Source organism: Microcystis sp. (assembly GCF_048564745.1).
GTDB lineage: Bacteria > Cyanobacteriota > Cyanobacteriia > Cyanobacteriales > Microcystaceae > Microcystis > Microcystis ichthyoblabe_A.
The window spans coordinates 21531-34364 of record NZ_JBLZRT010000157.1; the positions used below are offsets into that span (position 1 = coordinate 21531).

At 41.5% G+C, this 12834-nt stretch carries 13 protein-coding genes; 9 read left to right on the forward strand and 4 right to left on the reverse strand.

Features of this window, described 5'->3' with window-relative positions:
• From ACOCD9_RS17360 to ACOCD9_RS17385, 6 genes are all read left to right on the forward strand, one after another.
• A complete protein-coding gene (locus ACOCD9_RS17360) occupies nt 1–1218 on the forward strand; it encodes a glycosyltransferase family 4 protein (RefSeq protein WP_287702956.1) in 1218 nt (405 codons plus the stop codon).
• Between the two features lie 30 nt (nt 1219–1248).
• The gene (locus ACOCD9_RS17365) at nt 1249–2232 is read left to right on the forward strand and encodes a glycosyltransferase family 2 protein (RefSeq protein ID WP_287702958.1); all 984 of its coding nucleotides are present in this window, start codon (nt 1249–1251) and stop codon (nt 2230–2232) included.
• Nucleotides 2233–2259: 27 nt separating this feature from the next.
• Nucleotides 2260–2814 (forward strand): phycobiliprotein lyase, encoded by a 555-nt coding sequence (locus tag ACOCD9_RS17370; RefSeq protein ID WP_287702960.1) that lies wholly within the window; start codon nt 2260–2262, stop codon nt 2812–2814.
• Between the two features lie 84 nt (nt 2815–2898).
• A complete protein-coding gene (locus ACOCD9_RS17375) occupies nt 2899–3291 on the forward strand; it encodes a MerR family transcriptional regulator (RefSeq protein ID WP_287702962.1) in 393 nt (130 codons plus the stop codon).
• Nucleotides 3292–3296: 5 nt separating this feature from the next.
• Nucleotides 3297–4517, forward strand: coding sequence for a hypothetical protein (locus ACOCD9_RS17380; protein WP_287702964.1), 1221 nt, complete (start codon nt 3297–3299; stop codon nt 4515–4517).
• Complete coding sequence (locus ACOCD9_RS17385) at nt 4514–5296, forward strand: hypothetical protein (RefSeq protein ID WP_419548050.1); 783 nt, start codon at nt 4514–4516, stop codon at nt 5294–5296. The genes ACOCD9_RS17380 and ACOCD9_RS17385 overlap by 4 nt, the downstream gene beginning before the upstream one ends.
• A 407-nt stretch (nt 5297–5703) precedes the next feature.
• Here ACOCD9_RS17385 and metK read toward each other — a convergent pair whose 3' ends face one another.
• The gene (gene metK, locus ACOCD9_RS17390; RefSeq protein WP_419548051.1) at nt 5704–6954 is read right to left on the reverse strand and encodes a methionine adenosyltransferase; all 1251 of its coding nucleotides are present in this window, start codon (nt 6952–6954) and stop codon (nt 5704–5706) included.
• A 325-nt stretch (nt 6955–7279) separates the two neighbouring features.
• On the opposite strand from metK, the gene pcrA reads away from it, so the two are divergent.
• Nucleotides 7280–9601 carry a DNA helicase PcrA gene (gene pcrA / locus ACOCD9_RS17395; RefSeq protein WP_419548052.1) on the forward strand — a complete coding sequence of 774 codons (2322 nt, stop codon included), beginning with the start codon at nt 7280–7282 and terminating at the stop codon, nt 9599–9601.
• A gap of 9 nt (nt 9602–9610) precedes the next feature.
• Here the strand turns inward: pcrA and ACOCD9_RS17400 are convergent, their stop codons facing one another.
• Both ACOCD9_RS17400 and ACOCD9_RS17405 read right to left on the reverse strand, forming a co-directional pair.
• A complete protein-coding gene (locus ACOCD9_RS17400; RefSeq protein WP_193956888.1) occupies nt 9611–9952 on the reverse strand; it encodes a DUF5615 family PIN-like protein in 342 nt (113 codons plus the stop codon).
• Nucleotides 9949–10182 (reverse strand): DUF433 domain-containing protein, encoded by a 234-nt coding sequence (locus ACOCD9_RS17405; RefSeq protein ID WP_039899814.1) that lies wholly within the window; start codon nt 10180–10182, stop codon nt 9949–9951. Before ACOCD9_RS17405 ends, ACOCD9_RS17400 begins: the two co-directional genes overlap by 4 nt.
• Nucleotides 10183–10507: 325 nt before the next feature.
• On the opposite strand from ACOCD9_RS17405, the gene ACOCD9_RS17410 reads away from it, so the two are divergent.
• Complete coding sequence (locus ACOCD9_RS17410) at nt 10508–10936, forward strand: CAAD domain-containing protein (protein WP_287702970.1); 429 nt, start codon at nt 10508–10510, stop codon at nt 10934–10936.
• Nucleotides 10937–11290: 354 nt separating this feature from the next.
• On the forward strand, nt 11291–11578 hold the full coding sequence (locus ACOCD9_RS17415; RefSeq protein ID WP_409803908.1) for a shikimate dehydrogenase: 288 nt from the start codon (nt 11291–11293) through the stop codon (nt 11576–11578).
• 140 nt (nt 11579–11718) lie between these two features.
• Here the strand turns inward: ACOCD9_RS17415 and ACOCD9_RS17420 are convergent, their stop codons facing one another.
• Nucleotides 11719–12297: a choice-of-anchor R domain-containing protein gene (locus ACOCD9_RS17420; RefSeq protein ID WP_419548053.1), complete on the reverse strand. Its 579-nt coding sequence runs from the start codon at nt 12295–12297 to the stop codon at nt 11719–11721.
• Between the last annotated feature and the right edge of the window lie 537 nt (nt 12298–12834).

Genomic DNA, 12834 nt, shown 5'->3' on the forward strand with positions numbered 1-12834 from the left:
ATGAATATCTTAATGATTAGTTCCGCCTTCCCCTATCCACCAACCAGAGGGGGAACTCAGGGCAGAACTTTTAATTTACTCAAGTATCTCAGCAAAAATCATGATATTACTCTCATCGTTCAGCGTACTGCTGATGTCAGCGATGAGGAGGTAGAAAAGTTAGGTAACTTTGTTAGTGAATTGGTAGTTTTTCCCCGTCCTCGAGATGCCAAAACTGGAATAATTGCTAAACTGCAAAGATTAGCTCAATTCCTGCAAACGGGAACCCCTCCCAATGTACTTTTTGGCTATTCTCAAGAGATGCAGAACTGGATAGATAGGGCAGTTAATAGTCAAAAATTCTCAGTAATTACCAGTGAACATAGTGTTAATGAAATTTATATTCGTCCCCAATGGCAACAGCAAATTAGGACAGTAATTGATGTGCATAGTTCCCTCTATCAAACCTGCAAAAGTCAATTAGAAATTGGGGTTTCTAGTCAAGAATTACGGGATCGTCTCTACCTTCCTCTCATGGGTCGCTACGAACAAAAAACTGTGCAGAAATTCTCAAAAATTGTCGTCACTACCGATGATGATCAAAAACAAATGGAAGAATTTGCCCCCAATGGAGAGATTTATTTAATTCCTAATGCAGTAGATTTAGATTTGTTTCCCTATCGTTCCCAGGATCCTGCTGGACATAATTTAGTTTTTATCGGTGGGTTAGATTATTGGGTTAATATCGATGCGGCCTGTTTTTTAGCTAGGGAAATTTTACCTCGTATTCAAATTACTTATCCCGAGACTACTTTAACTCTAGTCGGTGCTAATCCATCCCTAGAAGTGCAAGAATTAACTAAGTTAAAAGGAGTAATTGTGACGGGACGAGTACCATCAATGACCACCTATCTTCATCAGGCAACTGTGGCAGTTATTCCCCTAAGAACAGGTTTTGGAATGAAGTTTAAAACCCTAGAATCTATGGCTGCGGGGGTGCCAGTGGTAGCCAGCGATCGAGGTTTAGAAGGATTAACAGTTGAAGGAAATAATGTTCCTTTAGCAGCCTTAAGGGCTAATAGTATTGAGGAATATTGTACGGCGATTAGTAGTCTTTTTGAATCGGCAGAGTTGCGAGAAAAATTATCTAGAAATGCTCGCAAATTAATCGAAGATAATTATACTTGGCAGCAAGCGGCAGCTAAGTACGAACAAGTTTTGATTGCTGACATTTGTTAGAAAATTTCTCTAATTTTTTGGTAAATTAATATGCTATCAAATCAAATACCCGTGAAAATATCTGTTGTTGTTCCTCTTTATAACGAAGAAGAAAACATCGATGCTCTCTTTAGGCAACTTTTAGCGGTTTTAGAGGCACTAAATATCAGTTATGAGATCGTTTGCGTCAATGATGGTAGTCGTGACAATACTCTCAAAAATCTCCTGGAATATCATCAACGTTACCCACAAATTAAAGTGGTTAATTTATCCCGGAATTTTGGTAAAGATATTGCCATGTCAGCAGGAATTGATTACAGTCAAGGAATGGCAGTCATTCCTATTGATGCTGATTTACAAGATCCCCCCGAATTAATTGCCGAAATGCTCGAAAAATGGCAGCAGGGTTATGATGTGGTTTATGCGTCCCGTCGGGTTAGAATTGGCGAAAGTTGGTTGAAACGTTTCACCGCAGAAGGTTTCTATCAAGTCATTAATAAATTAAGTCGGGTTCCTATTCCCCCTAATACGGGAGATTTTCGCTTGATTGATCGCCGAGTGGTAGAATCAATTAAAAAGATGCCCGAACGTCAAAGATTTATGAAAGGAATATTTGCTTGGGTGGGATATAAACAGACATCAATTTTATTCGATCGAGAACCCCGGTATCAAGGACAAACTAAATGGAATTACTGGAAATTATGGAATTTTGCCATTGATGGTATTACCTCTTTTAGTTTTTTACCTCTGAAAGTCTGGACCTATGTAGGATTTATCATTGCACTTGTTAGTCTTGTTTATGCTAGTTTTTTAATTCTCAGGACTATTATTTTAGGAATCGATGTACCCGGATACGCTTCTCTGATGGTTGCTGTCTTATTTTTAGGAGGAATTCAACTACTCACTCTTGGTATTATTGGCGAATATATTGGCAGGGTTTATGAAGAAGTAAAGGGTAGGCCACTTTATCTGGTTCGAGATTGTTATGGTTTTGAAAATAGGGAACAACTTAGTGATAGAATAACTCAAGATTAAGATACTGGCAACAGGAGAATTAAATCTATGAATACCGAAATTTTTCAGCAATTTTTTGCCTATTGTGTCGGTAGTTGGCAAACGGAAAGAACCTATCATTATCTAGCTGCTCAAGAAGTGGAACGTTCCCGCACTGAATTTCTCATCCAACCCCTCACCAGGGAGATTAAACAGAAAGTTCTGAGAGATAATAACTATGTTGATATTGCCGATTTAGAAAGTATCCCCGGGTTTAATTTAGGTTTCTATACCATCTCGGAAAAAGGGGAAGAAGTACGACAAAATCTTAATCTTTTATTTGTGGTTAAAGCAGAAAATAATGGTTATTTAGAAGGGGATTATCTTCGTGATCGCGCCTACGAAGAAGCAAGACCAATTATCTCCGCTTTTCGCTTTGATTCCACCACCAGAGAGTTATTAATGACCACTAATTATACTCGCAGTGTTTCCGTGGATTCAATTACTTTAATCAATCCAGACCTGCGAATTCGCAAAATTATTAACTATCAACGTCCCCAGGAGGGAGAACCCTTAGAAAAAGTTCTCTTGGTCGGTTTTGGAGTTGAGTGTAAAGTCAGTTAAAAAAATATTTCTTTCCCCCCCTTGATTCTCCAGTCAAGGGGAGATTTTATCATGGAGTAACGATAGGATTAAGGAGCAAAAATAATGCTCAAAATCGGTCAACTTTCCCTAGAAAGTGGCGTTTCAATTAAAACAATTCGTTATTACGAGGAATTAGGACTAATTCATTCTCCTGAGAGGACAGAGGGACAATTTCGCCTATTTACTCCCGATACTGTCCATCGCTTGCTATTTGTCAAAAGATTGCAATCCTTGGGTTTAAGTCTGCAAGAGATCCGCGAATGTTTAGTAATTCATGACCAGGGCGAGTTACCCTGTGGAGATATTCAGGAAAAATTAATTAAACATATTGCTGAGATCGATCGACAAGTGGAACAATTGCTTTTATTGCGTCAACAATTAACCGAAACCCTGCAAGGATGGACGGATACACCAGCAAAAGACAATCAATTTATTTGCCCTAATCTCAAGGTTTAACTATCATGAAAAAGTTAATTTTATTGGTAACTGTAGCACTAATTTCTACTCCTGTAATTGCTCAACATTTACATACTCAGTCACCTCAACCTCAGACTTTACAAGCAATTCCTGACAATATACCAGCTTGGATGTATAACAAGCAACGTAATCATATTTATCCCCAAAGAGGGGTTTATAACAATGCCATTTATAATGTCAGAGATTTAGCTTTAGATTTGAATGCGATCGCTGTTGGTCATGCCTTTGCCTACGAAGATATCGTAACAGGAAAAGCGAAAGATTTAGAAACTAAGACATACCAAAAAATTAATTGGGTTTTAAAAAATCCGCCTAAATTTATGCCCGACGAGGGTAATATCTCCCCAACTTTTGGCAGAAAATACGGTGTTTTAGAACAGGTTTTCGAGTGGGCGCATATTTTCCATGCTCAAACCGTTGATGTTTTAGCCAGCAGCAAATTAACTAATGATGAAAAAGAAGCAGAAATTGAAAAATTATATCAATTTTACTTGACAAAAGTTCCCTATGCTATTACTGGATTACCGATGAATATGGGTTATCTGGATTCCCAGCCCTATTCTAAAGCTTTTCGGCAGAAATATCCGAAAGTAAATGGCTTATTTTGGGGCTACCATTGGCTACAAGGAACAATGTATGACTTGCTTTATGAGAAAACTTTAGAGGAACAAAAACAGGCTTATAAACAGGTGGGTAAACAATATCATACTAAGGAATTATATCGCACCGATCGAGCTTTTATGCCCATGTTTGCCGAACTTAGTCCCAAGTTTGCCCGACGTTTTCCTGCAATATCTAACACCTTCGATAACCTGCATATGTTGCACGATATGGTTAATGATATTCTGGCATCAGATTGGCTAACTCCCCAACAAAAAGACGAACAAATTACCCGCGCTATTTGGTTAGTAATGGCTGCTAATCATCGGGAAATGGAAGCAGGAAAAAATTATGGTGGTGAAGGACTACATGATCATCGTTTTCAGTCAGGAATTCCGGGTATGGGATTAATGCCAGCAGATATTTCTCACGAAGGTCATAATCACGAAAATCCTGATAATTCTGAGAAAAAACCCGATAATTCTCAAGTAGATGAGGGAGGAGATCACCAACACCATAACCACGAAAATCACTCCCCAGAAAACCCTGCTAATACGGAGAAAAAACCTGACCACAGCAATGATCAAGAGGAACCGACAAAATGAGAAGATTTTTATTAATTGCCGTGGGTTTAGTTGCCAGTTTTACCAATCCAGTTTTTGCCAACGATCATAACAATCTTGATTCCGGTCGTCCCCTTTCTTTTGATGATTCTGAAAGTATGGGTTTTGGGGAACAATCGATAGAATTTGGAGGAAGTCTAGTCTTTCCTGAAAACAGCAATGTCGGTGGTGAGTTTGATATTGAATACCTCAACGGTATTATTCGCAATGGTCATATTATTATCGGCATCGATCCGCAAGTAGGAGGACGAGTGAATAGTGATGATACGGATTTTGATGTGGGAAATTTATCTGTAGGTTTTTTCTATAATTTCAATCGAGAATACGATAATGTCCCCGCTTTTGCTATTCGTACCGATTTAGGATTACCGACGGGAAATAATGCCGGGGGATTAGATTTTCGTCTGCGGGGAATTGCCAGTAAAACTGTTGGTCAATTCGATCGCTTGCATCTTAATCTCGATTTAAACATAAAAACTGACCCCGATAACGGCGATCGATCTTTTTTACCCGCTGCAATTCTCGGTTACTCCCGACCGATTGGTTATCCGAAACGCTTCGATCAAACTTTTCTAGCAGAATTGGGCGTAATTACCAGCGATAATAGTAATGGTGGTGCTTTAATTCGCACTGGAATGGGAATTCGTCAGCAAATTAATCGTCAAAGTGTGATCGATTTCGGTATTGAGGGAGATATTGCCACTAATAGCCATGATCAAAGTCAATTAAAGCTAAAAATTGGTTATTCTTTCGGATTTTAGCCTAGCAAACTGAAGATTAATCTTCAGGTTAGAAAATCTGATTATTTATTCCCGCTTTTGCCTCTTCTCATAAGTAGGGTGTGCTGAATAAATCTAAAAACCTTGTTGGATAAGAATTTTAGACTTTTTTCCCATCAAAAAGTGCCAGATCTTGGGGTGATCGGGGGGGAAATTTAGGCACTTTTTCCCTGAAAATTAGGTAATTGACCCCCTGAAAATCGGTAAAACCCTACACCCCACACCCGTTCGGCTGAGCTCACGGCCGAAGCCCACACCCCACACCCTACCCCCACGAAAAACTTTTTGCCGCAAACCCTAAGTAGCCTATACTCAACGAATTTAGTATAAAAAAGGAATAGAGCCTGAAACTCTACTCCTCAATCAAAATTTTCAGTTAATTTTTAACCCTATACCAGCGCAGAAGTCAAAGCTTCTTTGAGGATAGCGGCTTTATCGGTCTTTTCCCAGGGTAAATCGAGATCATTGCGACCAAAATGACCATAAGCGGCTACATCTTGGTAAAAACGCTCGCCTCTTTCACTGGGTAAACCGCGCAGGTTAAAGGTTTGGATAATACCAGCCGGACGGAGTTCAAAGTATTTATTGATTAAGTCCAGAATCACATCATCGGCGACTTTGCCAGTGCCAAAGGTTTCCACGAAGACACTCACCGGACGAGCTACCCCAATCGCATAACCCACTTGAATCTCGCACTTATCGGCCAAACCAGCAGCGACGATATTTTTGGCCACATAACGGCAAGCATAGGCCGCGGAGCGATCGACTTTGGTAGGATCCTTACCGGAGAAAGCGCCGCCACCGTGACGAGAATAGCCACCGTAGGTATCGACGATAATTTTCCGTCCCGTTAATCCCGCGTCGCCTTGGGGTCCACCAATGACGAATTTTCCAGTGGGATTAACCAGATAACGGGTATTGGCATCGGGTTTAATTTCTAAATCGCTGAAGACCGGTTGTACTACCGCTTCCCAGAGATCACTTTTAATCTTTTGTTGGACGAGATCATTATCGGTGATATCGCCGATAGTAGCATCGTGTTGGGTAGAAACAAGGATGGTATCGATACCCACGGGACGACCATCTTCATAAATGACCGATACTTGCGTTTTACCGTCGGGACGCAGATAGGACAGTTCACCCGTTTTTCTGACTGCCGCTAAACGGCGAGCGATGCGGTGGGCTAAACTAATCGGTAAGGGCATAAATTCGGGGGTTTCATTGCAAGCGAAACCGAAGACAATACCCTGGTCTCCCGCACCAATTTTATCGAGTTCATCATTGCTGAGAAGTTCGCGATTTTCCTGAGCAGCCGTGACACCCTGGGAAATATCGGGAGATTGTTCGTCTAAAGCGACTAAAACGGTGCAACTATTCGAGGAAAATCCGTTATCTGCGTTGATATAACCGATTTCAGCGATTTTACTGCGAACTAAATTGACGAAATGAACTTGCGCTTTCGAGGTGATTTCACCGGTAATCAAGACTAACCCTGTATTGACAACCACTTCAGCCGCTACACGACTGTGGTCATCTTGGGATAACAGAGCATCGAGAATGGTATCAGAAATCTGGTCACAAATTTTATCGGGATGTCCCTCTGTAACCGATTCCGAGGTGAACAAATAACGTTTAGACAAGTGATGTCCCTCACATAGTAGTACATTTGAACGTAAAAAGATTCCAAGAAATCTTTGATCATACAGTGTAACAGGGAATTTGTAGAGATCAAGTATTTTCAATAAGAAACCGCCCGAACATTGTCCGGACGGAGTGTGGTGTGAGGAGTGAACGGAAACTTTCGTCTCCGCTAATTCCATTGTAGAGGACAACTTAGAATCTTGAGCGATTTGAAACAAACTAGCCCAAAAAATTTTTATCTCTTCAAGGGGTTGACTAATGCCCGATCCCCGTCTCGATGATGTAGCCTGAGTAATAGAGGTCGCAGAGCTATATGGAAAGATTATGACAGTCACAGCCGATTATTTAGAACAACTCAATCCTTCCCAGCGCATCGCTGTTGAGCATTTTTGCGGCCCTTTGTTGGTGGTTGCTGGAGCAGGATCGGGAAAAACCAGCGCTTTAACCTATCGTATCGCCCATTTGATCCGTCATCACGGGGTCGATCCGGAAAATATTCTCGCGGTCACTTTTACCAATAAGGCGGCCCGGGAAATGAAAACGAGAATTGAAAAAACTTTTGCTCAACAGAAAGCACGGGAAAACTACGGTCAAAGATTAGAACTTTTGGCAGAATACGAACAGAAAAAACTCTTTTCTCAAGTTTATCGGAATTATACTAAAAAACTCTGGATCGGGACTTTTCACAGTCTTTGCGGTCGGATTTTGCGCTATGACATTAATAAATATCAGGATGAATATGGTCATAGTTGGCAGAGAAATTTTTCAATTATGGACGAATCTGATGCCCAGAGTTTAGTGAAAAATATCGTCACTAAACAAATGAATTTAGATGATAAAAAATTTGATGCTCGCAATCTACGTTATGCGATTAGTAATGCCAAAAATTTAGGTTTAAACCCCAGAGATTACGCCAGAGAAAACCCTCATTTTCGGGGAAAGGTCATTTCTGAGGTTTATCAGGCTTATCAGATGCAATTGGCGCAAAATAACGCCCTAGATTTTGATGATTTGATCTTGGTTCCAGTCCGCCTTTTTCAGCAAAATGAGTCTATTCTCGGCTATTGGCACACGCAATTTAAGCATATTTTAGTCGATGAATACCAAGACACTAACCGGATTCAGTACGAGTTAATTAGGCTTTTGTCCACCAATGGTGAAACGAAAAAAAGTGAGTGGAATTGGACGGATCGATCAATTTTTGTGGTGGGTGATGCCGACCAATCTATCTATAGTTTTCGGATGGCCGATTTTACTATTCTGCTCAATTTTCAAGCGGACTTTGGCGATGGTTTACCCGATGATGATACTCGCACGATGGTGAAACTACAGGAAAACTATCGTTCACGGGAAAATATTCTACAAGCGGCTAATAAGTTAATTGAAAATAATAGTCAAAGAATCGATAAAGTCCTTGTTCCTACTAGGGAAGGTGGCGAGAGTATCTATGTTTTTAAAGCCAGAGATGAACAGGAAGAAGCATCTTTTGTTATCGATAAAATTCGAGAATTTACCCAAGAAAACCCCGAATTAAATTGGGGTAGTTTTGCCATTCTCTACCGAATTAATGCCCAATCTCGCCCCTTTGAAGATGGGTTAATTCGCAATAATATCCCCTATAATATTGTCGGGGGATTTAAATTTTATGATCGACAGGAGATTAAAGATGCGATCGCTTATTTACGAGTGATTGCCAATCCTGCCGATACCGTTAGTTTACTGAGAATTATTAACACTCCCCGGCGCGGTATCGGTAAAACCACAATCGATAATTTGCTCAAAGCTGCCCAAGAATTAGGAGTACCTTTATGGGAAATTATCAGCGATGAAACTTCCGTTAATACTCTCGCCGGTCGTGCGACTAAAAGCATCAATAAATTAGCTAAAACTATCCAAAACCTGCAAGAAAAAATCACCGATTTATCCGCTAGTGAAATCTTAGATAAAATCATGGAAGATTCGGGATATATTGATGAATTAAAACAGCAGGGAACCGAGGAAGCTGATACCCGGATCGAAAATATCCAAGAACTTTATAGCGCCGTGGTACAATTCCAAGAGGAAAACGAGGAAACTAATCTACGCGAATTTCTCGCTAGTGCTAGTTTAGCCTCGGATTTAGATAATCTTCAGGAAGGTCAAGAAAAAGTCTCGTTAATGACTCTACATTCCGCCAAAGGTTTAGAGTTTCCCATCGTTTTTTTAGTCGGTTTAGAACAGGGCATTTTTCCCCATAATCGTAGTTTAAACGATCCCATTGCCCTTGAGGAAGAACGCCGTTTATGTTATGTGGGAGTGACTCGGGCCAAGGAACAATTATTTTTAACCTACGCAAAAGAAAGATATGTCTGGGGGAATAAAGAGATGAAGGTAGCTTCCCAATTTTTGCAGGAATTGCCCCCAGAATTGCTCACAAGCAACCTGAAACCGAAAAAGACCCCAAAAGTGGTTCCTATGGAAAAAGCTGTCTCTGATCAAAGAAAATGGCAGGTAGGCGATCGAGTGTTACACTCTACTTTTGGAGAAGGAGAAGTGACCCATATCCTCGGTACCGGCAAAAAAATGAATCTAGCGGTCAAATTTTCGGGTTTAGGTCAGAAAATCATCGATCCTCGCACCGCACCCATGCAACTTATCCAGGAATAGGGGAGGATTTTAAGGAGTATTGCTAATCTCTACAATTATTGTTCCCTGCTCTAGTTGTTTCAACGCATCGGGTAAAGTAGCTGTCAGTAATCGCCGCAGATTCTGATTTGTGACATTACCACAGGTTAACCATAAAATTTGAGGAGGTGTTCCCAGACGACAAACCAAATCAATAAAGTCACTATCTTTGGTCATAATCACGGCATTTTCCGCTCGCGCTGCTGCAAAGATATCGATATCTTGAGCATCTCGAAGGGATAAGTCTCGCAGGGACGATGCTTCTAAATCAAAGGTCGCTGATAACCAGCTTGCTAGAGTTGGAGGTAGTTGAGCATCAATCCAAATTTTCATGCCGTTAGTTTAGGAAAATCCGTACACCGTGCTGCAAAAAGTAAACAAGCTTGGATATCTGCGAGTTCCAAATCGGGAAAGTCTTCTAAAATTTCAGTTATACTCACATTCTCCGCCAACATTTCCAAAATATCCGTTACTCGAATTCGCATCCCCCGAATACAAGGACGACCACCACACTGGCCAGGTGTTTGAGTAATGCGGGTAAGCAAGCTAACTGTGGAGTCCATAGAACGCATCTCGAAGATATTTAGTCTGCATTTAATTATCTTATCTGGTAATCCTAACAACCAATCCCCAGCACCCAACTGACGCCCCCTGATTCCTCAACTCCGATCGCTACCTGCTGTTAGAATAGAGAATTGCGGTCAGACTGACGATAAAATTGAGAAGCTAAATCCTTGATTCTTAATAGTTGTTGAGAAACTTTCCGCCTACTATCGCAATTATCCGATAATATGGGCAACAGCGAGTTAGTCTATTAAGTCTGTTAAAATTGACCCCCGTTGGTCGTATTCGCGCACTGTCTAACCTTTATGATGAGGATCAGTTAATATGGAATCAATGCAACCCACCGAGACCAAAAATCCGATTAGAACGGATTCACCCGGGTCTCTGAGCAAACCCAGCAGCAGCACCGAACAGATTTGGTCTGAATATGTAGAACCCGTTTGGGATTCGGTGATGTCCTATCTGGCTAACGTCCCCGATTATATCGGTGGTTTCTTCTCTGGATACAAAAAACCTTTAATCGTTCTGGGGGCAATTTTAGCGAGTTTTGTCACCGTGAAAGTTACCCTAGCGGTTTTAGATGCGATCGATGATATTCCCCTCCTTGCTCCTATCCTACAATTAGTTGGGATCGTTTATACTGGTTGGTTTGTCTGGCGCTATCTGCTCAAGGATGAAAATCGCCGCGAGTTATTAGCCGAAATTGATGCACTAAAAGCGCAAGTTTTTGGCAGTCACAATAACACTTTATAGAATCAAGCATAGATAACCAAGGAGTTGAGTGTTTCCGCTCAACTCTTTTGTTTTTGCACAAGAGCTTATACTATAGCGTTTTTCAGTCTAGTGAGGTACAAAAGTTATGGGTTTTAGGCAAAAGGCATGAGGCAAAAGGCAAAGGGGAATAAATAATCAGTTTTTAATAGCCTGATTTAGTATTAGCCACTTTCTCAGGAAATCCAGTTACTTTTGCTTTGATCTATTGATTATTAGTCGAAATCTCCACCAACGGCGGGGGCAGTCGTTTTTTCTTTGTTATAAGAGAGAGGAAACGGCAACGATTATCAGCCTACAATATCACCGAGCGATCGAATATTCCCCGAAATTCAGATGAGTCAAGCCCCCGTCACCGATTCCCTAGAAATTATCCTGACAAATATCACGGAAAAATTAGACTCTTTACAGAAAGATGTCACCGATCTAAAAGTAGATATGGCCGAGGTGAAAACCGAACTCAAGATTATTGATAGGCGATTGGAAAAAGTAGAGGGAACACAGAACGCTTTAATTAAGGATGTATCGGACCTTAAGGGAGCAAAATCGTTGATTATTCCCGTGGTAGTGGCAGTATTAACCAGTATTCTGACTCTGCTGGTGCGATCGATCCCTAATCCTTAAAAGTTTCCCCGTTTGTATAGTAAATTCGTAGGTCGGGTTGAGGCAACGAAACCCGACATAGATCCTCGGTGGTTGGGTTTCACTCTGTTCAACCTAACCTACAGCTATGAGAGTTGATTCATGAATCAACCTACGGCAACTTATCCCTCGTTCCGACGACCTTTAACCCCCAGTAAACCCAATCCGAACAGGGACAAGGCCGCGATCGCACCAGGTTCGGGAGTGCTGGCCACCGGACCGGTTATCTCGGTTGCGTTGATCTGGAAACTGTTAAAAAGGAAACTGTTATTGAAACTCGATCCACCGTTAAAACTAAGCCGGTTTCCCGATAACGTGGCGATGCCCGTCGGGGTTATGCCAGGACTAGAGGCCTGCCAGCTGAAACTTCCACTGGTTCTGGTAACGTATAACCAGTATTTAGTACCGGCGGTAAACGTGAGGGGGCCAGTGGGAGTGAAGGTGTAGTTAAAGGTTCCCAATCCTTGAGGGGTGGGATTGGTGAAAGTGGCGAGGACGGTACTGCCCGGATCGCTACCCCCGACATCATTGCGGATCTGGACGAGGGGAGCATCTCCGGTTTCGTAGGCCCTGAGTCGCAGGATGGCGTTGTCGAGGCTGTAATTGTTACCCGCAGGCAGGGTGAAGGCGAGTGCTTTTAGGCTGGTGTTGTTAATGGTATTAGAATTAATATCATTCGTTTGCGGGAGATTCCCGATCAGAACCGCCGCGCGGACAGGGTTTACCCCCCCCCATTAGTACAAGTAAACTACTAATTCCCGCTAACACCAAAGACATAGGTAAGGTTTTCATGATCTCTAAAAAAGTTCAGAAAGACTGCATTAATCCTATTGCAGCTGTCTCTTCTTTACGACCATTGATTATTTATAGTTATCATTTATCGTCTGGTATGATATTTAATTCTATAGGGTGTTGACAAAACGGCTAGAAAGTGGTAAGCAACATCGGGCAGTTTCTGGTCGTGCCAAGTGCGATTCCTGTAGGGAGAGGGTAATAGATCCTCGGTGGTTGGGTTTCACTCCGTATTAACCCGAAGTGATGTTTTTTTATCAAAAAAACTCGATCGCTTAATTGCGATCGAGTCAAGAAAAAACAGACTAATTAGGGCTTGCTGAATAAAGGTGAAATGTAGGCAAGGTAAGGGTTTTGTGGCTTTTCTCGCGAAACAGGTGCAAGATTTTGAGAGAATCGTGCTTCAAAACCTTGCGTCTTCATCGGCCCGCGTCCTGTAGGGGCGA